The organism is Acidovorax sp. JHL-3, assembly GCF_000526295.1.
Classification (GTDB): Bacteria; Pseudomonadota; Gammaproteobacteria; order Burkholderiales; family Burkholderiaceae_C; genus Acidovorax; species Acidovorax defluvii.
Window position 1 is genome coordinate 604,520 of sequence record NZ_JAFU01000001.1, and the last position, 23,353, is coordinate 627,872.

Below are 23,353 nucleotides of genomic sequence, written 5' to 3' on the forward strand. Positions count from 1 at the left end.
TCGACCCCACCCCATCCATGGACCGCGATGAACTCGCCGGCTGGTTGCGACTGACCCTGACCCCGGGCGTAGGCAACGGCACCGCCCGCCGCCTTCTGGCGGCCTTTGGTCTTCCTGAGACCATCTTCGAGCAACCGGAGGGTGCGCTCACGCAGTGCGTGACGCCCTCACAGGCGCGTGCCCTGCGATTGGTTCCGGACGGTCTGGCACCGCAACTGGAAACCACCTGGGCGTGGCTGCAGGACACGGTGCCCGACGGGCCCGTTCGGGTTTTTCTGACGCTGGGCGATGGGCGTTACCCGCAGGCACTGCTCGACACGGAAGACCCTCCCTTGGCGCTGTATGGCATCGGCCCTTCAGCAATGTGGGCGGCCAATCCTTTTCCCGCCGGGCGTTGCCTGGCCATCGTGGGCAGCCGCAACCCCACCGCCCAGGGCGCGGACAACGCGCGCCAGTTTGCGCGTGCATTGCATGCAGCCGGTCTGACCATCGTGTCCGGGCTGGCACTGGGCGTGGACGCCGCCGCACACGAAGGAGCCCTGGACAGCGCGTTGGCCCATGTCAACGCTCCCGCCACGATTGCCGTGGTGGGCACGGGACTTGACAGGGTGTACCCCCGTCAGAACCTGGGACTTGCGCGGCGCATTGCCGCCCACGGCATCCTGATCAGCGAATACCCCCTCGGCACACCGCCCCTGGCGGCCAATTTCCCCAAACGCAACCGCATCATTGCGGGACTGTCGCAGGGCACACTGGTAGTGGAGGCCGCATTGGCGTCCGGCTCGTTGATCACGGCCCGGCTGGCGGTGGAGCAGGGGCGTGAAGTATTTGCCATTCCTGGCTCCATCCATGCACCCCAGTCGCGCGGATGCCATGCCCTGATACGGCAAGGGGCCAAGTTGGTGGAATCTGCACAAGACGTGCTGGAAGAACTGCACCTTCCCGTTCCAGGCGCTGCATCGCAACCCGCATCCTGCGGCCTGAGCCCCACTGTCAGTGCCCCCGCCGCTCCACCCGAAAGCGCACTGCTCCAGGCGATGGGATTTGACCCTGTGGGGCTGGATGCCTTGATGGCACGCACCGGCATGGACACCGCCGCCATGCAGGTGGAGTTGCTCGAACTGGAGCTGGCAGGCGTGGTGGCACGCCTTCCGGGGGGCCTGTTTCAGCGCATGGGCAACGCCTGAGCCAGAGCCATAAACAAGCCCTCACTGCGCTGCTTGGCTTTGTTTATCGCGCTGGAATGCCCCTCAGGCGGTCGGCACCGCCGGGCGTATGAGTCAGTCCAGCAGCCGCTCGGGGTTGGCGTCCAGCTTGGCCAGGGCATCGCGCGTGGCGCGCAACGTCAGACCCTCTTCGTCCTGCGGCACCAGCAGCCCGGATTGCAGATACGCCGCCAGGCGGCGCAGCTGAATGAGGTAGCTGCTGCCGTCCGTGGCGGCAAAAAGGTGCAATTGCTTGCGCTGGCTCTGCCAGGCGTATTGCACCTGGGCCGACGATCCGTTGTGGTCCAAGGTGAACCACGTGCCCCGTTGCAGCTCTTGAGCCCAGGCCACCATGGCTTCGTCCACCGGCGCCCCGTTGTCCGCAATCACATGGATGGACGAGGCATCAATGCCCAGCATCATCTCGATGTTGTCGGCATTGAGCGGCATGTCTCCCAGCGTGGCGTCCCCGATGAAGTCCTCGAGGTTGGCCAGCCGCTTTGCCATGGCTTCAATATGCGCCTGCGGAATGGATGCCGTCTTGGACAGGAAGGCATCGGCCAGGGTGTCGGTCAGCACCTTGATCTGCGCATCCTGCGCGGCAGCGGCGATTCCCATCAGCGCCAGCCCCTGGCGCAGGCGTTGCAGCAGGCCGGGCAGGCTCTGGATCACCAGTGCCCGGTCGCTGCGATGGGGTTTGGCGCTGGCTGCCCACACCAGATCGGCGGCCGTGCGCTTGAAGGTGATGGTATCGGCATGCTGAGGGCCATCGCGCACAGCCGAGAGGGCCAGCACCTCGGCCCAGGTCTTGAAGAGAAACTCCCGGATTTCGTCGCGCACCGGCATGTCGCGCAGCATGGTGCGCAGCTCGATCGTGTACTGGATGGCCAGCGTTTCCCGCTGCTCCACCTGCTGCGCCACGCTGACCAGGCGCGAGGTGGCCTGCTTTTCGGTGAGGAACTTCGACAGGAATTTTTCGAACTCGTCGTACACCAGCTGAAAAACCCGCCGCCCGGTCTCAGGGTATTGCTCGATCACCTGCACCACGCGGCGAATCTCCGCCTCCAGGGCGCTGCCATTGATCGACGTCGCATCAAATCCCATGACGCACGCCCCCATGCGGTCAATGAGCTGGCGGGCCGGGTGGGCGATGTTGCTGAAGAACTCGGGCTCTGCCAGGGCCACGCGCAGCACCGGCACCTGCAACCGCGCAAACCAGACGCGCACGGCCGGGGGAATACGGTCTTCGGCCAGAATGCTCTGGAACATCAGCGCCACCACCTCGATGATGGCCTTCTCGCCAGCCGTGGAGGCCTTTTTCTTCAATTCGGTGGAACGCTCCCGTACCGCGCCCGCCAGCTGCACCACGGCGGCGGGGCTGTAGTCTTCGATGAGCGTGGCGACACCGCTGTAGTAGGTGTCGGCCTGGACGCGGTGGGCCGTGAGGGCATGCGCCAGCGCCGCCGATGCGGGTGGTGCGTTGACCAGATCAAAGCCGGTGGCGGGCTGGGTCAGCAGCCGACGCAGCTGCCCCATGACACCCTGCGCACGCTGGCGTGCGCGCGACAGTGGCGTCATGCCTGTGGCAAAGACTGGAGCCATCCCCTGGGGCTGGCCCTGTCGCGGTGGTGCGGCTCGCCCGGCGGCCATGGCCTCCCGGGTTTGCGTCAACGCCTGCGATGCAAGTCCGCTTGCGCCAGAGTCCCGGCTGGCCACCGCACCGCCCTCGGTCCGGCGCACGCGTGACCGCAGGTCGTTTTGCGGCGTGATGCCCTGCTCCACATAAAACACGTTCACCGCCTGGTACTGCTTTTGCAGCAGGTTGGCCAACTCGCGCTGCAGGGGGCCCACCACGGTCAGCAGGTCGGTGCGCGGCAGGCCGGATTCGACCCACTGCTCAACGGCGATCAGACAGACGGCCTCGGGGCGAAGAATGTCATTGCTGTCGAGTTCCTGGCCTTCAAGCGACTGCGTTCGCAGCCGCACCGTGTCGAGCTGATGGCTGACCTGTTCGGTGATCGTGAGCGCCATGCGGGAGGCTGCGATCTTGTTTTCCACCACATCGTCGCTGAGCAACTCGAAATGACCGCCGCCCATCTGGGTGCCGCGTGTGGTGCTGATGTGCGGCGCCAGCGCTTCACGCAGGCTTCGGTCCATGCGTGCAATCCAGTCGGTGTGGTGCTGCTGGTACAACTGCCAGGCATCGCGCCGCGAATGCATTTCGCGTTGCGTGCCGGTCTGGGACATCAGCTGGGACAGGAAGTCCAGGACGGTCTTGTCCACCTCAGGCAGTCCTGCGCAGATCCCTTCCACAAATTTCTGACGTGCCTGGCGAGCCAGGCGACGCTGCGGAACAGAAGGAGGCGGTGTAGGCATACCTTAATGGTAGCGGGTCAGACCGTGGCCCCTGCGTTGGGATCGTTCGGATCCTCATCCTCTTTTTTGACTGTCTTGATCAGGTCTTCGCGTTTCACACCGAGCCACATGGCAATGGCGGCTGCCACGAACACCGACGAGTAAATGCCGAACAGGATGCCGATAGTGAGCGCCAGCGCAAAGTAATGCAGGCTGGGGCCGCCAAACAGCAGCATCGAGAGCACCATGGCCTCGGTGGAGGCGTGAGTGATGATGGTGCGGCTCATGGTGCTGGTGATGGCATGGTCGATCACCTCGGCGGTGTTCATCTTGCGGTATTTGCGGAAGGCCTCGCGGATCCGGTCAAAAATCACCACCGACTCGTTCACCGAGTAGCCCAACACAGCCAGCACAGCGGCCAGCACCGACAGCGAAAACTCCCACTGGAAGAACGCAAAGAACCCCAGGATGATCACCACGTCGTGCAGGTTGGCGATGATGGCGGCCACGCCGAACTTCCACTCAAACCGCATGGCAAGGTAGATCACGATACCCACCACCACCATGGCCAGGGCCATGAGGCCGCCCTGCACCAGCTCCTCGCCGACTTGCGGGCCAACGAACTCGGTGCGACGCAGCGTCACCGCGGGGTCGACCGCCTTGAGCGCACCCAGAACCTGCTCGCTTTGCTGGGCTGACGACACGCCCTTTTGCACGGGCAGGCGAATCATCACGTCGCGGGCGGTGCCAAAGTTTTGCACCTGCACGTCTGCATACCCCAGGCCTGACACCGTCTCGCGCACCTTGGCCAGCTCGGCAGGTTGGCTGTAAGCCACTTCCATGACCGTGCCGCCCGTGAACTCCACCGACAGGTGCAGTCCGCGGGTCAGCAGAAAAAACACGGCAAGCGCGAAGGTAATGAAGGAAATCGCGTTGAAGACCAACGCGTGCTTCATGAAGGGAATGTCTTTTCTGATGCGGAAAAACTCCATGATCTCTATTCCTTATTTGGAGTTTTCAGAAGAGGCGCGTATGCGCAACGCACAGGGGATACCGGAGCAAACAATCTCATGGCCGCTGTCCTTTAGTTCGTCTTGGCCACGTCGGTGCCGGCCTCTGGCTTCCAGACCGTACCGATCGAAACACTCTTGAGTTTCTTCTGGCGCCCGTACCACAGATTCACCAGGCCGCGCGAGAAGAACACGGCAGAGAACATGCTGGTCAGGATGCCGATGCAATGCACCACGGCAAACCCGCGCACCGGGCCCGAGCCAAACGCCAGCAGCGCCAGGCCGGCGATCAGCGTGGTCACGTTGGAGTCAAAAATGGTCGCCCAGGCGCGCTCGTAGCCTGTGTGGATGGCTGCCTGCGGGCTGACGCCCGCGCGCAGCTCTTCGCGGATGCGTTCGTTGATGAGCACATTGGAGTCAATGGCCACACCAATCGCCAGCGCCATGGCCGCAATGCCGGGCAGCGTCAGGGTGGCCTGCAGCATCGACAAAACGGCCAGCAGCAGCAGCACATTCATGCCCAGTGCAATGCTGGAAAACACGCCAAAGAGCATGTAGTAGGCGCACATGAAAATCGCAATGGCGACCAAGCCCCACACCACGCTGTTCACGCCGCGCTCGATGTTGTCAGCGCCCAGGCTCGGGCCGATGGTGAATTCTTCGATGATTTCCATCGGTGCGGCCAGCGATCCGGCGCGCAGCAGCAGTGCGGTGTCATTGGCCTCGGCCGTGGTCATGCGGCCGGAGATCTGCACGCGGCCACCGCCGATTTCGCTGCGGATCACGGGGGCCGTGACCACCTCGCCCTTGCCCTTTTCAAACAACACGATGGCCATGCGTTTGCCGATGTTCTCGCGGGTGATGTCGCGGAAGATGCGCGAGCCCTTGGCATCGAGCGTGAGGTTGACGGTCGGTTCCTGGGTCTGACCGTCAAAGCCGGGCTGGGCATCGGTGAGGTTTTCGCCGGTCAGGATGACCTGCTTTTTCACGATGACTGGCTGGCCGCTGCGCTCCAGGTAGCGCTCGGAGCCAAACGGCACCGGGCCCCGGCCGGATTCTGCTGCGCGTGCTTCGGTGCCTTCGTCCACCAGGCGCACTTCCAGCGTGGCAGTGCGGCCCAAAATGTCCTTGGCCTTGGCGGTGTCCTGCACGCCCGGCAGCTGCACCACGATGCGATCCAGCCCTTGCTGCTGGATGACGGGCTCGGCCACGCCCAGCTCGTTGATACGGTTGTGCAGCGTCACGATGTTCTGCTTGAGCGCCTGCTCCTGCACGCGGCGCGTGGCCTCGGGCTTGATGGTAGCGCGCAGCCGGAACTCGTTGCCATCGGGCGTGCTGACGGTCTGCAGGTCGGCGAACTGGTCGGCGATCAGGTTGCGCGCCGCCGTCTGCGTGGCTTCGTCGCGCACCTTGATATCGATGTTCTGGCCATCGCGGCTGATGCCGCCATGGCGAATGTTCTTGTCACGCAGGGCGGTGCGAATGTCGCCCGCATAGGACTCGGCCTTCTTGGTCAGCGCGGCCTGCATGTCCACCTGCAGCATGAAGTGCACGCCGCCACGCAGGTCCAGCCCCAGGTACATGGGGCGCGCATGCAGGGCCGTAAGCCAGGCAGGCGAGCGCGACACCAGATTCAGGGCCACGATGTAGGAGGGATTCGCGGGGTCGGGCACCAGGGCTTTCTGGAGGGCGTCCCGGGCCTTGAGCTGGTTGTCGGGGGTGTCCAGGCGCGCGCGCACCGAGCCACCATCCAGCGTGACGACGTCGGGCGTCAGGCCGGCGGCCTTGAGCACTTCTTCCACCTGCTGCTGCACGGCCGCATCGACCTTGACGGTGGTCTTGACCGACGAAACCTGCACGGCAGGCGCTTCACCAAAAAAATTGGGCAGGGTGTACAAAACCCCCACCAGTAGCACGATCACCAGGATCGCATACTTCCAGACCGGATAACGGTTCATGATCGCGCTCTTATCTCACAGACAGCTTCAACGGGTGGCAGACGCAAGGCCTGCCACCGCCATGCATTGGACTTGCAAACTTACTTGACCGTGCCCTTGGGCAGCACCTGCGCCACGGCGCTGCGCTGGACCTGCACTTCCACACCGCTGGCAATTTCGACGTGCAGAAAACCTTCGGACAGGCGCGTGACCCGGCCGATGATGCCGCCGGCCGTAGCCACTTCATCGCCCTTGGCGATGGCGTCGATCATGGCGCGGTGTTCTTTCTGGCGCTTCATCTGGGGCCGGATCATGACGAAATACAGCACCACGAACATCAGCACCAGGGGCAACATGCCCGTGAGCGAGGACATCATGTCGCCGCCACCAGTGGCAGCGGCGGGTGCGGTCTGGGCAATAGCAGAAGAAATAAACACGGACAGAACTCCACAAAGGATGGTCAAAACACACACAACCCACCACCGGCGCGCAATACCCGCCGTGCCGTGGCGAAACGGATCATTGTATGCGGCCCCCTGCGCCGCGCCAAAGTACCAAGACCCAGGCCGGCGCCGGGTGTTTGCCGCGCAGGACCAATCGGCGCCCGGTCACCGAAAAAACAGGTCAAATATGCCTCTAGCGCTTTATGAGCAAGCGCAAATAGCTATTATTTATATAGCAAACACACCCACGCGAATGCTGGCACTGCAGGCGACCCGTGGCACCTGCGCCACGGCTCAGGCCGCCTGGCGCCGGGGCTCGGCTGTCGGACTGCCACGCCACTGGGCCATCAGGCCGTCCCATTGGGCGCGTGCGGCCTTGAGGTGGCGCTCTTTCACGTGGCCATAGCCCCGGATGTTTTCGGGGATGCACGCAATCTCCACCGCCAGCCCCAGCCGCTCGGGTGTCAGGCCGCCGAGCAGTTCCTCGATACAGGCGCGGTACTCCTGGATCAGCGCACGCTCCATCTGGCGCTCGGCCGTCTTGCCAAAGAGGTCCAGCACGCCGCCGCGCAGGCCCTTGAGCCCGCCGAGCACGCCCAGGGCGCGCCGCAGCCAGGGGCCGAACGACTGCTTGACCAGCTCGCCCTTCTCGTTGCGCTTGGCCATGAGGGGTGGCGCCATGTGGTGCACGATTCGGTAGTCGCCCTCGAACATCGCGGCGATCTTGTCGGTGAAGGCCTTGTCGGTGTGCAGGCGGGCCACTTCGTATTCGTCTTTGTAGGCCATGAGTTTGAACAGATAGCGCGCCACGGCCTCGGCCAGGCGCGTGCTGCCGCCCAGCCGGGCCTCGGCGGCCTGCACTTTGTCGACGAAGGCACGGTACTGCGCCGCATAGGCGGCATCCTGGTAGCCCGTGAGGAACTCCACCCGCTTGGCCACCATCTCGGTCAACCCGGGCTTCTTGACGAACTCAATGACCTGGGCGGCGGCAAACAGTGACTGCACCGCCGCCAAGTCGTGCGCGCAGCGCCGGCCCCACTCAAAGGCTGCCTTGTTGTTGTCGATCTGCACGCCGTTGAGCTCCATGGCGCGCATCAGCGCGGCGTGTGACAGCGGCACGCGGCCCTTTTGCCAGGCAAAGCCCAGCAGCAAGGGGTTGGTGTAGATGCTGTCGCCCAGCAGCTGCACGGCCACCTGTTCGGCGTCAAAACTGCCCACCAGCTCGGCGCCCACCGCCGCCGTGACGGCGCTCTCGCAGTTGCCGCCCGGGAACTGCCAGTTGGGGTTGGTGACAAACGAGGCCGTTGGCGTGCCATGGGTGTTCAGTGCCACGAAGGTGCGGCCCGGCTGCATCACGGCCAGCGTGACCTTGTTCGCGGCCACGATGGAGTCGCAGCCGATCACCAGGTCGGCCTTGGCGGTATCGACCTTGGTGGTGTAGATGGCTTCCTGCCGGTTGGCGATCTGGATATGGCTCCAGGTGGCGCCACCCTTTTGCGCCAGGCCGCCCGCGTCCTGCGTGACCACGCCCTTGCCGTCCAGGTGCGCGGCCATGCCCAGCAACGAACCGATGGTGATGACACCCGTGCCGCCCACACCGCCAACCACGATGCCCCAGGCCTGCTCGGCCACGGGCAGCACCGGCTCGGGAAGGGGCGGCAGGCTGGAGAGGTCGCCCTTTTTCTCTTTCTTTGGCTTCTTGAGCTTGCCGCCCTCGATGGTGACGAAGCTCGGGCAGAAGCCGTTGACGCAGGAGTAGTCCTTGTTGCAGGTGCTTTGGTTGATGCGGCGCTTGCGGCCGAACGGCGTCTCGACCGGCTCGACGCTCAGGCAGTTGGACTTGACCGAACAGTCGCCGCAGCCTTCGCACACCAGTTCGTTGATGATGACCGTCTTGTCGGGCGTGGCGAGCAGGCCGCGCTTCCTGCGGCGGCGCTTTTCGGTGGCGCAGGTCTGGTCGTAGATCAGCACGGTGCAGCCCTTGACTTCGCGCAACTCGCGCTGGATGCGGTCAAGTTCGTCGCGGTGGTGCACCGTCACGCCATCGGCCAGCGGCACGCCGTCGTATTTTTGTGGTTCATCGGTCACGATGACAATCTTCACAGCGCCTTCGGATTGGACGCTGTGCATGATCTGTAGCACCGAGTGCCCCTCAGGGCGCTCGCCGATCTGCTGGCCACCGGTCATGGCCACGGCGTCGTTGTAGAGAATCTTGTAGGTGATGTTCACCCCGGCCGCGATGCTCTGGCGGATGGCCAGCAAGCCGCTGTGGAAGTAGGTGCCATCGCCCAGGTTGGCGAACACATGCTTGTCCTCGGTGAACGGGAACTGCCCCACCCACGACACGCCCTCGCCGCCCATCTGCGTGAAGGTGGAGGTGCTGCGATCCATCCACACCGTCATGTAGTGGCAGCCGATGCCCGCCACGGCGCGCGAGCCCTCGGGCACGCGCGTGCTGGTGTTGTGCGGGCAGCCGCTACAAAACCACGGAGCGCGCTCGCCGGTGTCGGCCTTGAGCTCGGTCATGGCGCGTTCGCTCGCTTCAATGATGGCAAGGCGCGCGTCCATGCGGGCCACGATGTCTGCCGAGACACCGAGCTTCTTCAGCCGCTTGGCAATCGCCTTGGCGATGAGGGCGGGCGTGAGGTCGGCCTTGGCACGCAGCAGCCAGTTCTGGCTGGGGTTGGGCATGGACCACTCGCCACCCGAGATGTCGCCTTCAGGTTCGTCGAACTTGCCCAGCACATGCGGGCGCACATCGGCACGCCAGTTGTACAGCTCTTCCTTGAGCTGGTATTCAATGACCTGGCGTTTCTCTTCCACCACCAGGATTTCCTGCAGCCCCTGGGCAAAACTGCGCGTGGTGGTGGCTTCGAGCGGCCACACCACGTTGACCTTGTGCACCCGGATGCCCAGCTGGCGGCAAGTGTCGTCATCGAGCCCCAGGTCCACCAGCGCCTGGCGCGTGTCGTTATAGGCCTTGCCGCTGGCGATGATGCCGAAGCGGTCGTTCTGGCCCTCGATCACGTTGTAGTTGAGCTTGTTGGCGCGCACGTAGGCCAGGGCCGCGTACCACTTGTAGTCCATGAGGCGCGCCTCCTGCTCCAGCGGCGCGTCGGGCCAGCGGATGTGCAGGCCGCCCGGCGGCATGACAAAGTCCTCGGGCATCACGATCTTCACGCGGTCGGGGTCGAGGCTCACACTGCTGGACGACTCCACCACCTCCTGGATGGTCTTCATGCCCGACCACACGCCCGAAAAACGGCTCATGGCGAAGGCGTGCAGGCCCATGTCGAGGATGTCCTGCACGCTGCTCGGAAAGAACACCGGCGTGCCGCAGGCCTTGAAAATGTGGTCGCTCTGGTGCGGCGCGGTGCTGCTCTTGCTGATGTGGTCGTCACCCGCAATGGCGATCACGCCGCCATGCTTGGCAGTGCCCGCCATGTTGGCGTGCTTGAACACGTCCGAGCAGCGGTCCACGCCCGGCCCCTTGCCATACCAGATGCCAAACACGCCGTCGTACTTCTTCTTGTCGGGGTACAGGTCGAGCTGCTGCGTGCCCCACACGGCCGTGGCGCCCAGTTCCTCGTTCACGCCGGGCTGGAAGACGATGTGGTTTTGGGCCAAGTGCTTCTTGGCCGCCCACAGCGCCTGGTCGTAGGTGCCCAGCGGGCTGCCCCGGTAGCCGCTGATGAAACCCGCCGTGTTCAGACCTGCCGCCGCGTCCCGCTGGCGCTGCAGCATGGGCAGGCGCACCAGGGCCTGCACGCCGCTCATGAAGGCGCGGCCTTCGCCCAGGGTGTATTTGTCTTCAAGGCTCACGGTTTCGAGGGCCTTGCGGATGTGTTCGGGCAATGGGGCGTTCATGGCTGATTCCAGTGGTGGGGCGCGCATCGCCGCCGCCTGGGGGGCGGTGGCGGGCAACGTCATGGGTGGCTGCGGGCAGTTTATGCACTGTGCCGCGCTATGTGCTTGCGTTTTCATGCCGCGTTTACCCTCGATTTAGAAAGGATCTTTCTTAAAATCGGTAAATCATGAATGATTTGGACAAATTCGACATCGCCATCCTGAGCGAGTTGCAAACCGACGCGCGCCTGACGAACGCCGAACTGGCCCAGCGCGTCGGCCTGTCGGCTGCGCCGTGCTGGCGCCGTGTGCGTGCGCTGGAGGAGCACGGCTTCATCAAGGGCTACCGCGCAGAGATCGACCGGCACAAGATTGGCCTGGGGGTACTGGCCTTTGTGCGGCTGGACGCCGACCGCAGCACCGGCAACCTGACCCGTGCCATGGAAGAGGCCATCCGCCAGATTCCGGAGGTGGTGACATGCCACTACATCAGCGGCACTGGCACCTTCGAGCTGCAGGTGGTGGCACGCGACCTGGACAGCTTTTCGCTGTTTGCGCGCGACGTGCTGCTGAACCTGCCGAATGTGAAAGACATGCACACCAGCTTTTCGCTGGGCGAGGTGAAGGCCAGCAGCGCCCTGCCGCTCACCCACCTGGCACGGCCGCGCCTGTAAATGCTATTTAATTCATAGCTTTCGGCGCTTTATGGATAAGCGTTAGAGCCTGTTTTTACCCATATTTTTTACTGTGCAAGTCATGGCCATGACCGGGTACGGGTCGCGCCAGGGTGCCGCTGCGCCGCGCGGCAAGCCGTCGCACAATCGGCGGACATGCCCCCATTGCCGTCCCACGAAAGCACGCGCAGCGTTGCACCCCCGCCCTTGCAGGACCCGTCCACGCAGAACCCTGGCACCCCGCCGCAGTCTGATGCGGCCGCAGACCGCGCCGCCCTCGCCCACGGCACAGAGACATCCGTGACCGCAAAGCTGGAAGAAGGCGCGCCGGCAGCCACCGCAGCCGTCTCCCTCTCGCCGCTGGCCCCCTTGTCTGTCCCCGTGTTCCGCATGCTCTGGCTGACCTGGGTGGCCGCCAACACCTGCATGTGGATGAACGACGTGGCGGCCGCCTGGCTCATGACCACGCTCACCACCTCGCCCATTCTGGTGGCGCTGGTGCAGTCGGCCTCCACGCTGCCGGTGTTTTTGCTGGGCCTGCCCAGTGGCGCGCTGGCCGACATACTGGACCGCCGCAGGTATTTCATTGCCACGCAGTTCTGGGTGGCGGCCGTGGCGCTGGTGCTGTGCGTGGCCATCCTGGCCGGCGGCATGACGGCGCCGCTGCTGCTGGCGCTCACCTTTGCCAACGGCATCGGCCTGGCCATGCGCTGGCCGGTGTTTGCCGCCATCGTGCCCGAGCTGGTCAGCCGCCCGCAGTTGCCTGCGGCCCTGGCGCTCAACGGCGTGGCCATGAACGCCTCGCGCATCATCGGCCCGCTGGTAGCTGGCGCCATCATCGCCAGCGCGGGCAGCGCCTGGGTGTTTGTGCTCAACGCGGTGCTGTCGGTCATCTCGGGTCTCGTCATCATGCGCTGGAAGCGCACCCATGTGCCCAGCCCGCTGGGGCGCGAAAAGCTGCCCAGCGCGATGCGGGTGGGCCTGCAGTTTGTGCGCCAGTCGCCACGCCTGCGGGCCGTGCTGTGGCGCATTGCCGTGTTTTTTCTGCACGCCACGGCGCTGATGGCCCTGCTGCCGCTGGTGGCCAGGGGGCTTGACGGCGGCGGCGCGGGCATGTTCACGCTGCTGCTGGCCAGCATGGGGGCGGGTGCCATCGTTGCCGCCATGTTCTTGCCGCGCCTGCGCCAGGCCATGGCGCGCGATGTGCTGGTGCTGCGCGGCACGCTGCTGCAGGCGGCCGCCATGGCGGTGATGGCCATTGCGCCCAATATCTATGTGGCCGTGCCGGCCATGGTGCTGGCGGGCATGGCCTGGATCACCACGGCCAATTCGCTCAGCGTGTCGGCCCAGCTGGCGTTGCCCAACTGGGTGCGCGCGCGCGGCATGTCCATCTTTCAGATGTCCATCATGGGTGCCACCGCGCTGGGCGCTGCCGTGTGGGGGCAGGTGGCCACGGTGACGTCGGTGCACCTGAGCCTGGCGCTGGCCGCGCTGACGGGCGTGATGGCCATGGCCCTGGTGCAGCGCCTGGTGACCGATCGCCACATGGAAGAAGACCTGAGCCCCTCGCAGGCCTTCAAGGCACCGGTGACAACCACGCCGCCGCAGGCCGGGCGCGTGGTGGTCACCATCGAATACACCATCGACCCGGCGCGCGCCGCAGAATTTCGCACCCTGATGCAGGAAAGCCGCCGCAGCCGCTTGCGCCAGGGGGCGCTGTCGTGCGATTTGCTGCACGACCTGGCCGATCCGGCGCGCTATGTGGAGCAGATCGTGGACGAGTCATGGACCGAGCACCTGCGCCGCTTTGACCGGGTGACCGCGTCCGATGTGGCACTGCGCGAGCGCAAGCTGGCCTTCCACCGAGGCGAATCGCCGCCCGCGGTGGTGCGCTACCTCGTGGAGCGCTGATCCTTCGGAGGCGTCCGTTTCCGCGCCATTGAATAGCTCCTTAAATAATAGCTATAAGCGCTTATGCAGCAAGCACTAGAGGCTGTTTTGATATAAAAACAGCGTGTAATGCCAGGCAGTGGCAAGGCCCCGGTGTAGCCCGCTCAACGCGGCCACAGGGCCCACAACCGCAGGCCCTGCTTGAGCCGCCCGGCCAGCTCGCCCGCTTCGGCACCCCAGCCGGCGAAATAGTCGGCCCGCACCGCACCCACGATGGCGCTGCCGGTGTCCTGTGCCATCACCAGGCGCTGCATCGACACCTGCGGACCCGTGGTGGCCAGCCACACCGGCGTGCCATACGGAATGCTCTGGCGGTCCACTGCGATCGACCGGCCGGGCGTGAGCGGTACGCCCTGCGCGCCACGCGGGCCAAACTGAGCATCCAGCGGGCTCAAGGGCTCTTCGCGAAAGAACACGTAGCGCGGGTTGCTCCACAGCAACTCGTTGGTGCGCTGCGGGTTTTGCGCCAGCCAGGCGCGGATGCCGGGCCAGGTGGCATCGCGCGTTGCGCCTTGGTCCAGCAGCCAACGGCCCACGCTCTGATAGGGCTGGTCGTTGGTGCCCGCATAGGCTACCCGAGCGGTGGTAACGCGGCCGTCGGCCTCGGTGATCTGCAGGCGTCCCGAGCCCTGGATGTGCAACACCAGGGATTCGACCGGGTCGCGCAGCCAGGCAATCGCCCGCCCCTGCAGCGCCGCCTGCGCCTCGGGCAGGGTGTCGATCTGCTGGCGCGTGTACCAGGGCTTGCGGCTGCCGTGCCCGGCGGGCAGGCCGTAAACCGGCACGGTGTAGCCGTTGCCGGGCTGCCGGGCGGCGTCGATCATGGGCTCGTAGTAGCTGGTCAGCAGGCCCTCGGCGTTGCCGTCGGCAGCTTCAACGCGGTAGGGCTGCAGGCGCCGCACCATCCAGGCGCGCTGCTCGTCACCGCTGGCAATGCTGAGCTGGCGCACTTCGCTGCACAGGGGGGCAAAGGCAGGCGCCGGGCGCTCGCAGCCCTTGATCCAGGCATTCCAGGCCTCGTGCAACGCGTCGTCGGCAAAGCCCGGCAGCTCGGCCCAGCGCACCGCAATCCAGCGGCTCTTGGGCTGCGACATGGAGGACGGCAGCGGCCCGGTGTCGCCCGTCATGGCCGCGCCGGCGGTGGTCGGCGTCGGCGCGATGGCCCCTGGCTGCGCGGGGCTTGGCGCGGGTGGGGTGGAGCAGGCGGCCAGCGTTCCTACAATCAGCGCCGTCATCACAAGGCGCAGGAGTGTCAATTTCATGGGGCTGATTTTGCTTGAAGCGCTGCTGGCGCTGGTGGTGCTGGGGTTGATCGTGTGGTGGACGATGTTTTCCGGGCGCAAGGGCGGCGAGCTGAAGGCGCCGCCGCCGGACAAAAATACCGAACCGCCCACGCACTGAGGGCGGGCCCGACGTTTGCAAGGTTTCGTCCTACAAGGCGCCTGCCGACTGGCCTATACCCTTGTGAAGGCGTAGAGTGAACACTCCCGACTCAACATCGGATTTTCATTCCGTCCCATCATTTACAAGGAGCCTAGCCATGCGCAAATACCTCATTACCGGCGTTGCCGCCGTTGTCATTCTGGCCACCGGGTGTGCCGAAATGAGCGATACCCAGCGCCGCACCGCCACCGGCGCGGGCGTGGGTGCACTGGCAGGAGCCGTGCTCAGCTCGGCCACCGGCGGTCGCGCAGGTACGGGTGCCGTGGTGGGTGCGGGTGTGGGCGCACTGGGCACCTACATCTGGTCGCAAAACATGGAGCGCCAAAAGCGTGAGATGGAGCAGGCTACCCAGGGCACGGGCATTGCCGTGACGCAAACGCAAGACAACCAGCTCAAGCTGGACATCCCGAGCGACATTTCCTTTGCCGTGGGCCGCTCGGACATCCAGTCCAACTTCGCGCCAGTGCTTGACCGGTTTGCCGAAGGCTTGCGCAACAACCCGAACACCGACGTGCGCATCATCGGCCACACCGACAACACCGGCAGCGATGCCGTGAACAACCCGTTGTCGCTGGAGCGCGCTGCCAGCACGCGAAATTACCTTACGGGCCGTGGCGTCGACGGGCGCCGCATTGCAATCGAAGGCATGGGCGAACGCCAGCCCATTGCCACCAACGACACGGCACAAGGCCGCAGCCGCAACCGCCGGGTCGAAATTTATGTGGGTGAGCGCCCCCGCGGCTAAACCGTAAACCCTGCGCACCGCGCCCCTGCAGCTTCAGGGCTTGGCGCGCAGCAGGTTGGCCAGCTCCACCGCTGACTTCACCTGCATCTTGTCGAACACGCGTGCGCGGTGCACTTCGACGGTGCGCACGCTGATCTCCAGCTGGTCGGCAATCAGCTTGTTGGGCAAGCCGGCCACCACCAGGTCCATGACATCGCGCTCGCGCTCGGTCAGATCGTGCAGTCGCACCTGCAGGCTGCTGCGCTGGCGCAATTGCTCCAGGTGGGCGCCAGACTGCGCCAGCGCCTGTTCGATGCGATCGACCAGTGCGTTGTCGGAAAATGGTTTTTCGTAAAAGTCAAAAGCCCCGCGCTTGACCGCATCGACCGCCGTGGGAACGTCGGCATGGCCGGTCAAGAAGATCACGGGCATGGCGGCCAGTTCGCCCCGCGCCAGCAGCAGGTCGAACAGTGCCAGGCCGCTCATGCCCGGCATGCGCACATCCAGTAATAGACAGCAGGGTCGGCACGGTGGGGCTTGCGCCTTCAGCATCGCGTCAAAAGCTTCGGCGCTGTCAAACGACTCGCTGAGCAGTCGGCGTGAGCGCAGCAACCAGGCGAGCGCTTCGCGCACGCCAGCGTCGTCGTCCACGATGTACACAGTGGCGTTGGATACGGGTTCCATCAGGGTGAGGCCGGTTGACAGACAGGCAAGGTAAAGGTAAATACCGTACCACGCGGCGCGTGGGGCTCGTAGGCAAGCACGCCACCGTGCTGCTCGACCACCGTGCGGCACATGCTCAGACCCAGCCCCATGCCCTCGGCGCGCGTGGTGAAAAACGGCGTGAACAGCTGCTGCGCCACCTCGGGCGCAATGCCCACGCCGCAGTCCGTCACAGAAAACTCCAGCCAGCTGCTGTAGGCGTTGGATGCGCCCCGCCGCACCCGAATGTCCAGGATGCGCGGCTCGATGGCGGGGTCGTCCATCGCCTGCATGGCATTGCGGGCCAGGTTCAGCAGCACCTGCTCGACCATGGTGCGGTCGCACAGCGCATAAGGCAGCTGGGCTTCCACCGTGGTCTGCACGCGCACGCCCAGCTTGCGCGCCTGCAGGCTGATGAGCGGGAGGATGGCATCGAGCAGCTCCTGGGGCGGCACGGCTTCGCGCGTCTGGTCGCGGCGGCGCACAAAATCATGCACGCTCTTGATCACGCGCCCTGCGCGCTCGGCCTGCCGGGCAATGTGCTGCATCGCCATGCGCACATCCTGCAGGTCGCCCGCATGGGCGGTGCCGGGGACGCTGGAATCGAGCAGGTTCAGCGACCCGGTGGCATAGCTGGAAATGGCTGCCAGGGGCTGGTTGAGTTCGTGGCTCAGCAGTGAGGCCATTTCGCCCACGGTGGCAAGCCGCGCCGTGGCCTGCAGGCGCTCTTGCGAGGCGCGCGAGAGTTCCTCGATGCGGCGCTGTTCGCTGATGTCCAGGAAGGCACTCATCCAACCGGTGTGCAGCCCGTAGGCATTGATCAGCGGGGCCTCGATGATCAGCACCGGAAACCGCGTGCCGTCCTTGCGCATGAAGACCGATTCGAAGCCCTCGCGCGGGGGCATGCCACCGGCAAAGCGCTTGGCCTGGCGCTGCCGGTATTCTTCGGAGAGTTCCGGCGGCCAGTAGGGTGCGGACGTGCTTTGCCCGAGCAGTTCTTGCGGGCTGAACCCCACCATGGCGCAGAACGCGGGGTTGACGTAGGTGATGCGCCCCTGCAGGTCGCGGGCGCGCAAACCGGTCACCAGAGAGTCTTCCATGGCCTTGCGAAAGGCCAGGGCGTCCGCCAGGTCACGCTCTGCGCGCAGCCTTCGGCGGTTGTCCCGCACCAGCACCACCATCACGGTCACCAAGGCAATCGACATGGCGGTGACCAGCGCAGTCAGCACGTTGGGGAAAAGGTTGGGGGCGCCGTGCCAGCGGTCCATGCGCAACACCAGCGTGGTGCCCGGCAGGTCGAGCAGCTGCTGTGCCGTGAACATGCGCGTGCCGCGCCGGGCGGCGCCCAGCACTGCCAGCCGGGTGCCATCTGCCTCGGTGAACGAGGCCTCCTGGCTGCGGGTCAGGTTGTGCCCTACCAGGTCCACCAGCATCTCCTGCAGGGCATAGGTGGCTACCAGAAAACCCGCGGGGCGCCCGGCATTGGTGAGGGGCAGGCACAGCTCCATCATCTCCGAGCCCAGACCGTCGCCATGGGGCTGAAAATAGCTGCCCGAATAGGCGGGTGCGCTCAGCCGGCGCGCGTTGGTACAGGCCAGGGCCGCATCGGAATGCGATCCCTCCCGGCTGGCGTTGTCCCACGACACGGGACGGTAGGGCGTCTGGGCATAGGCGCGCAGACGCAAGTTGACATCCCGCCACTCGATGCGTACCAGTTCACGGCGCTGGCGCAGCAGTTCGGCCGCATTGACTTCCCAGGCCAGCAGACCAGGGTCGCCCGCCTGAAGTGCCTGCAGACTCTGCACGTTGCGCGAGAGCGCGGAGCGGATGTCGGAGCCCGCGTCGGCGGCATCCCGCTCCAGCCGGGACTGCACCTGGCTGGCTTCGTAGCGCCCGGCCAGCCATACCAGGGTGACCAGCATGGACACCACCAGGACCACCAGCAAGGTCCACAGCGACCACCGGCGCCATGCGCTGCGCCAGCGCTGCCAGGGAGTGCGATGACGCGGTGGCATCATCACAGGACGCGATGTTCCAGTGCGGGCAGTTGTGCGCGAACCTGGCGCACGCGCCCGGCATCGAGTTCGCCCAGCACCACGCCGGGGCCTTGCGCCAGTGCATTGACGATATCGCCCCAGGGATCGACCAGCATGCTGTGCCCCCATGTCTGGCGCCCGTTTTCATGCACTCCGCCCTGCGCGGGCGCCAGCACATAGGCCAGGTTTTCCACCGCGCGTGCACGCAACAGCAGTTCCCAGTGGGCCTGCCCGGTGGTGTGGGTGAAGGCGCTCGGCACCAGCAGCAGGTCGGCACCTGCTCGGGCATGCTGGCGATAGAGCTCGGGAAACCGCAGGTCGTAGCAAACGCTCAACCCGATGCGCCAGGTGTGGCCGCTGCGCGATGGCAGGTCAAACTGCACCGGCTCAGCCCCCGCCTCGATCACCCGGCCCTCGTCAAAATGTTCGCGCCCGTTGTCAAACCGGAAGAGGTGAATCTTGTCGTAACGGGCAGCGCATTCGCCCGACGGTGCATACACCAGTGTGGTGTTGCGCACGCGCGCCGGATCTGCGGTTTGCATGGGCAGCGTGCCGCCCACCACCCACAACTGAAGCTCCTGTGCAGCGCGGGCGAGAAACGCCTGTACAACGCCCTCGCCGGGGGTTTCGCGCAATGCCAGCTTGTCGGTGTCTCGCAGCCCCATGGCACAAAAGTACTCAGGCAGCACGGCCAGCTCGGCGCCTGCCTCTGCGGCCTGCTCCAGCAGGCGGCGGGCCATGGCCAGGTTGTCGCTGCGTTGCGTGCCAGAGACCATCTGCAAGGCTGCAACCTTCATGAGGGCTCTCCTGCGGACAAAGGCGGTGTGCCGGGCACTTGCGCAGCCCCCGAGGGCGAAGGGGCGCTGCCCGATTCCCGGCTGCGGCGGGGAATGCGCTCGATGTGCGGATCCGTCCAGGTGCCATCCACGTGAAACTCCTGGGTGGCGGCCTCGATCAGGGGGCCGCGCAGAAACACCTGGGCCAGAAAGCTGCCCAATCCAACGACCGGGTTGATGGCCGTGGCCACCAGCGAGGCGGTCAGGGCGTTGATTTCCGGAACCACCACCACATGCAGGTCCTGGGTTTCCTGGTCGATATCGGCACTGCCTTCCATCAGCACGGCTGCATTGACGCCCTTCATCTGCAGATTGTTGGTGATGGCAACACCCTGCTCAATGCGCACGTCGCCGCGCACAAAGTCAAACGCGAACCCCGCGCTGAACACATCGCGGAAATCCAGGGTCAGGCGCCGCGGCAGGGATTGCAGGCTCAGCACACCGAGCAACTTGGCTAACCCCGGATCTGCCTTGAGGAACTGGCCCGATTCCACGTTCAGATTGATCTGCCCGCTCATGGAGCGGTAGTCCGGGCTCATGGGCGCGCCGATCCACGCCACCTGCCCCTGCATGCGCCCTTTGCCGCGGCGCACCACGTTTTCCATGCCAAAACGGGCAAGCAGGTCGCCCGAGTCGCGGATGTCCAGCTGGAAGTTCATCACCGTGCGGCGGCGCATCGATTTTTCGCTGCCAGCCAGCAGCGCCCAATTGCCCGTGCCGGTGAAGGTGGCTTCGGGGGCCACGATGTTGAACTTGCTCAGCCGCCACTCGCGCTGGACCGTCTCGCCGCCCCGGTTTTGCGCTTCGATTTCCACTCGCCCTAGTTTGCGATCACGCAGTTCGAAATCGTCCACCACGATGTCCAGTGCGGGAAGGGTACCGGGCTGCTCGTCCAGCAGGGTCTCAAACTGCGTGGCGGCACTCTGGGGCAGTTTCATGCGCGCCAGACGGGCAAACAGACGGCCCGACGGGTTGTCGCGGGTACCTGCCTGCCGGTATTCGACATAGCCATTGAGTTCGCTGGCGTCCAGGTTGGCACGCCAGGTGGAACCGTCGCGCGAGCCCCCCACCACAACGTTGTGCAATGTGCGCCCCTGCACGGTGAGCGCCTGGGCACGCACGGCAACGGCGGTGGGCAGATAGTCTTGCGCCACGCCCGCCGTCGTGCGGTCTGGCCCGACAGCGACGGCGGAGGCGGCAGGGGCTGCTTCGGCGATGGCGGCCTGTGTCAACACCTTTTCCCAGGCATCCACATCCATCTGCTCTGCACGAATGTTCGCCGCCACGCCGTCCACCGGCATGGGCGCGACCTCCCCCACGCCAAGACCGATGCCGATGGCGCCGCGCAACACGCGCGTCTGGTTGCCCTGGTGCTCGCGCTGAAAGCTGGCCGATCCCAGCGATCCGAGGTCCAGTGTCATCTGGTCGCGCAAGGGCGGGGGGGCCGCACCTGCGGGCACCGCGGCCAGGGACTCCTGGGCGACCCGGGTTTCAAAGCGCACCGGCAGCAGTGCGTCGGCGGTCTTGGCCAGCGGCGCGGGCAGCGCCAGCCCCAGTCCCTGCAAGTTGGTGGCAACCAGGATCTCGGGGACACCCCTGCGAAACGCCAGCGCCAGCGTGTAGGGCGTGCTGCCCGTGGCGCTGCGGGCCAGCTGCGAAAGCATGCCCAGTTGCCGTGCCTGCTGAAGCCCCTCGGCGGTGGCCGTGCCTTGCGCCCGCAGTTGTATGGCGGACTCGACGGGACCGGCACCGGAGGGCAGGGCGCGCATTCCGCCCTCCAGGCGCAAGTCGCCCCCCAGCGCGCGCGCCTGCACGCCGTTCACAGAAAAACCGGTGTCGGTAAATTGCACAGTGCCGCGGGCGCGTGACAGCGGGGGCGTTTCCGGGGTGATATGCACATCGTTGCCCGCAAGCACCACGCTGCCCTGCACTTTCGATTTTTCGATATCGTTGATCGGCAGGCTCAATCGCAGTTGCAAATCGGCATTGCCCGTGCCGCTGGCTTGGTCCAGGGCCTGACCCGTCATGCGCGCAAGCGGGGAGGTGCGCATGATGGTCAGCAGCTCAGTCAGCGGCCCGCGCGCATCGGCATTGACCGCTACCACGGTGTGGGACAGGTCAGGAATCTGCGCCTCCACCTTGGCCAGCCGCACGCCCGGCGTGCCGGCAAAGCCGCCGGTAGCGCCGCGCACCTGCATGGACGAGCGCTCGAAAATCAGCTCACCCGCCAGTTGCGTCAACGCCGGCCAGGGCAGCGCGCCGGTGGGCTGCAACCGGGGCGGAACATAGGCGTACGTCACGTCCCTGACGCGGGCTGCAATGCGGAAATCTCCCTGGCTGGGGTCATTGAAGGGCAGGTCGCGCAGATCACCCTTCACCCGAAACTGCACGTCGCTGGCACTGCCGCTCAGGATGGCGTCGCGCACATAGTGGCGCGATTCGGCCGGAAGGGACAGTGGGAGATAACGGTGCACGCGGGTTCCGTCGGCACGCACCAGCGTTCCCGCAAGGTCCATCACACCGGGAAAGCGCGAAAAACGGGGGCCCTGGCCGGCGTCGCTGGTGCGCCAGCTGGCGCGCAATTCGCCCTGCGCATCCGCGTTGGAAAACCGGACATTGCTGGCCTGTACCGCCAGGCGTGGCCCATCCACCTGCCAGCGCACCTCTGCGCTCAGCTGGTCCAGCGGCAGGACAGGTTCTTCAAAAACCCCCGGCAAGACCAGCCCCCCCGACGCGATGGCCAGGCTGGCTTTGCCACCGGCCTGGGTCATTTCGACGTCCACACTCGCACCGCTCAGGCCGGGAAGCGTGTTGCCCGCCTCCCGCGCCCCGGCAGCCAGGGCCAGCCCCGTCACCTTGCCGCGCACTTGGTATTGCTGCAGCGTCTCCAGCGGGCCGCGCCAGGTGGCATGCACCTCATTGACCAGGCCCTGGGGGGTGTAGGTTTGTAGTGCGCTGTGGGCCGCCGCCCCCAGTGGCAGACGGCTGCCGATCTGGGCCAGCGCGGCAAGGTCCAGGCGGTCCGCTCGCAGGTCGCCCTGGGCGGGCGCCTTGCCTGCAGCACCCGTGTGCTGCAGGCGCAGGTTCCCGCCGGGCCACACCAGGCCATCGTCGGTTTGAAACTGCAACCCCTGGGTGTAGAACTCGAAGCCGCCTGCCAGCCGCCGGCCACCCATCCGCCCCTGAATGGACGGCAGCACCAGGGCCTTGAGTTGCGGGCCCAGCGTGGCGTTGACTTCCGTCAGTGCCAGGTCGGCCGTGCCGCCCACGATCTGGCCACGCTGCACGTCGGCCCATGCGCGCACGGCGCCCCGGCCTTGCGCCACCTCCACACCCAGGTCGGCATGGTGGCGCAGCCGGGAGACATCCACACGCGAGAAATCGGCAAACAGCTGGCCGCTCCAGTGCTGCCAGTTGCCGTCGCGTGCACGCAGCAGTGGCGCACGAAACCGCCCGGTCAGCGTGAACCGGTCGCCCCAAGTCGGCGGCGGTGTGGCCGCAAAGTGCATGTTGTGTTGCCAGCTGCCATTACGCAACAGCACATCAACATTTTCCAGCGCCAGTTCGGGGGCACCGCGCAATTCGTCGGTCCAGCGCAGCCTGCCACCCTTGACGACGACTTCGCCCTGGGAGAAAAGCCAGTCTGCTGCTGCATTGTTCTCGCCCGCGGTCTCAGAAAAGGTGAGGCCCGCCACCGCAATGCGGCCGTCGGCCTGTCTGCGGATATCCAGATCGGGGTGTTCGATGTAAAGCTGCTCAAAACCCCAGTTCAGCAGCGAGCGCGGGGAAGGTGCCACCACCACGCGCGGCAGCAGCAGCGCAACCCGCCCCTGGGCATCCAGCAGCGCGACATCCAGAAGCTCAATGGTGGGGATCAGCCCCTCAGACCGCGCCGAGATGGCCCCGATGCGCACAGGCAACCCCAGCGCCCGTGCGGCCTGCGCCTCCAGTTGCGGGCGAAATTCACCAATACGCGGCACAATCCAGCCATGCAGTGCCCCCCACGCGACGGCCAGCAGCAGCCACAAGGCCAGCAGGCATCCCAGCGACCATCGCGCCAACCCGGCGACGAAGCGCAGCAGGCGTGTGGGGCGATTTAATGGTTCGATCATTGACGGGGTTGAATGTGGCAGGAATTATGACCCGCGACCAAAGGGTGGGTTCAGTCAAAACCGGTGTCCTTATGTATATG

General features: G+C 65.6%; 15 protein-coding genes. 5 read left to right on the forward strand and 10 right to left on the reverse strand.

Annotated features, from left to right (window positions below; all coding sequences use genetic code 11):
* Nucleotides 1–17: 17 nt before the first annotated feature.
* Nucleotides 18–1,187 (forward strand): DNA-processing protein DprA, encoded by a 1,170-nt coding sequence (dprA, locus tag K226_RS0102770; RefSeq protein ID WP_024813348.1) that lies wholly within the window; start codon nucleotides 18–20, stop codon nucleotides 1,185–1,187.
* A gap of 93 nt (nucleotides 1,188–1,280) precedes the next feature.
* Here dprA and K226_RS0102775 read toward each other — a convergent pair whose 3' ends face one another.
* The 5 genes from K226_RS0102775 to K226_RS0102795 form a co-directional block, all read right to left on the reverse strand.
* Nucleotides 1,281–3,581 carry a DUF1631 domain-containing protein gene (locus K226_RS0102775; RefSeq protein WP_024813349.1) on the reverse strand — a complete coding sequence of 767 codons (2,301 nt, stop codon included), beginning with the start codon at nucleotides 3,579–3,581 and terminating at the stop codon, nucleotides 1,281–1,283.
* Between the two features lie 17 nt (nucleotides 3,582–3,598).
* Nucleotides 3,599–4,552: a protein translocase subunit SecF gene (gene secF / locus K226_RS0102780; protein ID WP_024813350.1), complete on the reverse strand. Its 954-nt coding sequence runs from the start codon at nucleotides 4,550–4,552 to the stop codon at nucleotides 3,599–3,601.
* 92 nt (nucleotides 4,553–4,644) lie between these two features.
* Complete coding sequence (gene secD, locus K226_RS0102785; protein WP_024813351.1) at nucleotides 4,645–6,528, reverse strand: protein translocase subunit SecD; 1,884 nt, start codon at nucleotides 6,526–6,528, stop codon at nucleotides 4,645–4,647.
* An 80-nt stretch (nucleotides 6,529–6,608) separates the two neighbouring features.
* On the reverse strand, nucleotides 6,609–6,944 hold the full coding sequence (gene yajC, locus K226_RS0102790; protein WP_024813352.1) for a preprotein translocase subunit YajC: 336 nt from the start codon (nucleotides 6,942–6,944) through the stop codon (nucleotides 6,609–6,611).
* A gap of 300 nt (nucleotides 6,945–7,244) precedes the next feature.
* Nucleotides 7,245–10,817, reverse strand: a complete 3,573-nt coding sequence (locus tag K226_RS0102795) for an indolepyruvate ferredoxin oxidoreductase family protein (protein WP_024813353.1) — start codon at nucleotides 10,815–10,817, stop codon at nucleotides 7,245–7,247.
* Nucleotides 10,818–10,984: 167 nt separating this feature from the next.
* Here K226_RS0102795 and K226_RS0102800 point away from each other — a divergent pair, with 167 nt between their 5' ends.
* The gene (locus tag K226_RS0102800) at nucleotides 10,985–11,470 is read left to right on the forward strand and encodes an Lrp/AsnC family transcriptional regulator (RefSeq protein WP_024813354.1); all 486 of its coding nucleotides are present in this window, start codon (nucleotides 10,985–10,987) and stop codon (nucleotides 11,468–11,470) included.
* Between the two features lie 156 nt (nucleotides 11,471–11,626).
* Nucleotides 11,627–13,381, forward strand: coding sequence for an MFS transporter (locus K226_RS0102805; protein WP_024813355.1), 1,755 nt, complete (start codon nucleotides 11,627–11,629; stop codon nucleotides 13,379–13,381).
* 143 nt (nucleotides 13,382–13,524) lie between these two features.
* Here the strand turns inward: K226_RS0102805 and K226_RS0102810 are convergent, their stop codons facing one another.
* On the reverse strand, nucleotides 13,525–14,682 hold the full coding sequence (locus tag K226_RS0102810) for a murein transglycosylase A (protein WP_024813356.1): 1,158 nt from the start codon (nucleotides 14,680–14,682) through the stop codon (nucleotides 13,525–13,527).
* On the opposite strand from K226_RS0102810, the gene K226_RS19990 reads away from it, so the two are divergent.
* Together K226_RS19990 and K226_RS0102820 are read left to right on the forward strand one after the other, a co-directional pair.
* Nucleotides 14,681–14,821 (forward strand): hypothetical protein, encoded by a 141-nt coding sequence (locus tag K226_RS19990; RefSeq protein WP_162150969.1) that lies wholly within the window; start codon nucleotides 14,681–14,683, stop codon nucleotides 14,819–14,821. The two genes, K226_RS0102810 and K226_RS19990, sit on opposite strands and share 2 nt — an antisense overlap.
* Nucleotides 14,822–14,960: 139 nt before the next feature.
* On the forward strand, nucleotides 14,961–15,608 hold the full coding sequence (locus K226_RS0102820) for an OmpA family protein (protein WP_024813357.1): 648 nt from the start codon (nucleotides 14,961–14,963) through the stop codon (nucleotides 15,606–15,608).
* Between the two features lie 33 nt (nucleotides 15,609–15,641).
* Here K226_RS0102820 and K226_RS0102825 read toward each other — a convergent pair whose 3' ends face one another.
* The 4 genes from K226_RS0102825 to K226_RS0102840 are packed head-to-tail and all read right to left on the reverse strand — an operon-like array spanning nucleotide 15,642 to nucleotide 23,273.
* Nucleotides 15,642–16,271, reverse strand: coding sequence for a response regulator transcription factor (locus K226_RS0102825; RefSeq protein WP_024813358.1), 630 nt, complete (start codon nucleotides 16,269–16,271; stop codon nucleotides 15,642–15,644).
* Complete coding sequence (locus tag K226_RS0102830; protein ID WP_035240833.1) at nucleotides 16,271–18,307, reverse strand: nitrogen regulation protein NR(II); 2,037 nt, start codon at nucleotides 18,305–18,307, stop codon at nucleotides 16,271–16,273. The genes K226_RS0102825 and K226_RS0102830 overlap by 1 nt, the downstream gene beginning before the upstream one ends.
* A complete protein-coding gene (locus K226_RS0102835) occupies nucleotides 18,307–19,122 on the reverse strand; it encodes a carbon-nitrogen hydrolase family protein (RefSeq protein WP_024813360.1) in 816 nt (271 codons plus the stop codon). The genes K226_RS0102830 and K226_RS0102835 overlap by 1 nt, the downstream gene beginning before the upstream one ends.
* Entirely contained in the window at nucleotides 19,119–23,273 is a 4,155-nt protein-coding gene (locus K226_RS0102840) for a YhdP family protein (RefSeq protein WP_024813361.1), read from the reverse strand. The genes K226_RS0102835 and K226_RS0102840 overlap by 4 nt, the downstream gene beginning before the upstream one ends.
* Nucleotides 23,274–23,353 lie beyond the last annotated feature (80 nt).

Coding starts and splice junctions, on each gene's coding strand:
- K226_RS0102795 (WP_024813353.1), bottom strand. CDS start 10,817: ATGAACGCCCCATTGCCCGAACACATCCGCAAGGCCCTCGAAACCGTG.
- dprA (WP_024813348.1), top strand. CDS start 18: ATGGACCGCGATGAACTCGCCGGCTGGTTGCGACTGACCCTGACCCCG.
- K226_RS0102835 (WP_024813360.1), bottom strand. CDS start 19,122: ATGAAGGTTGCAGCCTTGCAGATGGTCTCTGGCACGCAACGCAGCGAC.
- secD (WP_024813351.1), bottom strand. CDS start 6,528: ATGAACCGTTATCCGGTCTGGAAGTATGCGATCCTGGTGATCGTGCTA.
- K226_RS0102825 (WP_024813358.1), bottom strand. CDS start 16,271: ATGGAACCCGTATCCAACGCCACTGTGTACATCGTGGACGACGACGCT.
- secF (WP_024813350.1), bottom strand. CDS start 4,552: ATGGAGTTTTTCCGCATCAGAAAAGACATTCCCTTCATGAAGCACGCG.
- K226_RS0102810 (WP_024813356.1), bottom strand. CDS start 14,682: ATGAAATTGACACTCCTGCGCCTTGTGATGACGGCGCTGATTGTAGGA.
- K226_RS0102820 (WP_024813357.1), top strand. CDS start 14,961: ATGCGCAAATACCTCATTACCGGCGTTGCCGCCGTTGTCATTCTGGCC.
- K226_RS0102830 (WP_035240833.1), bottom strand. CDS start 18,307: ATGATGCCACCGCGTCATCGCACTCCCTGGCAGCGCTGGCGCAGCGCA.
- K226_RS0102805 (WP_024813355.1), top strand. CDS start 11,627: ATGCCCCCATTGCCGTCCCACGAAAGCACGCGCAGCGTTGCACCCCCG.
- K226_RS0102775 (WP_024813349.1), bottom strand. CDS start 3,581: ATGCCTACACCGCCTCCTTCTGTTCCGCAGCGTCGCCTGGCTCGCCAG.
- K226_RS0102800 (WP_024813354.1), top strand. CDS start 10,985: ATGAATGATTTGGACAAATTCGACATCGCCATCCTGAGCGAGTTGCAA.
- K226_RS0102840 (WP_024813361.1), bottom strand. CDS start 23,273: ATGATCGAACCATTAAATCGCCCCACACGCCTGCTGCGCTTCGTCGCC.
- K226_RS19990 (WP_162150969.1), top strand. CDS start 14,681: ATGGGGCTGATTTTGCTTGAAGCGCTGCTGGCGCTGGTGGTGCTGGGG.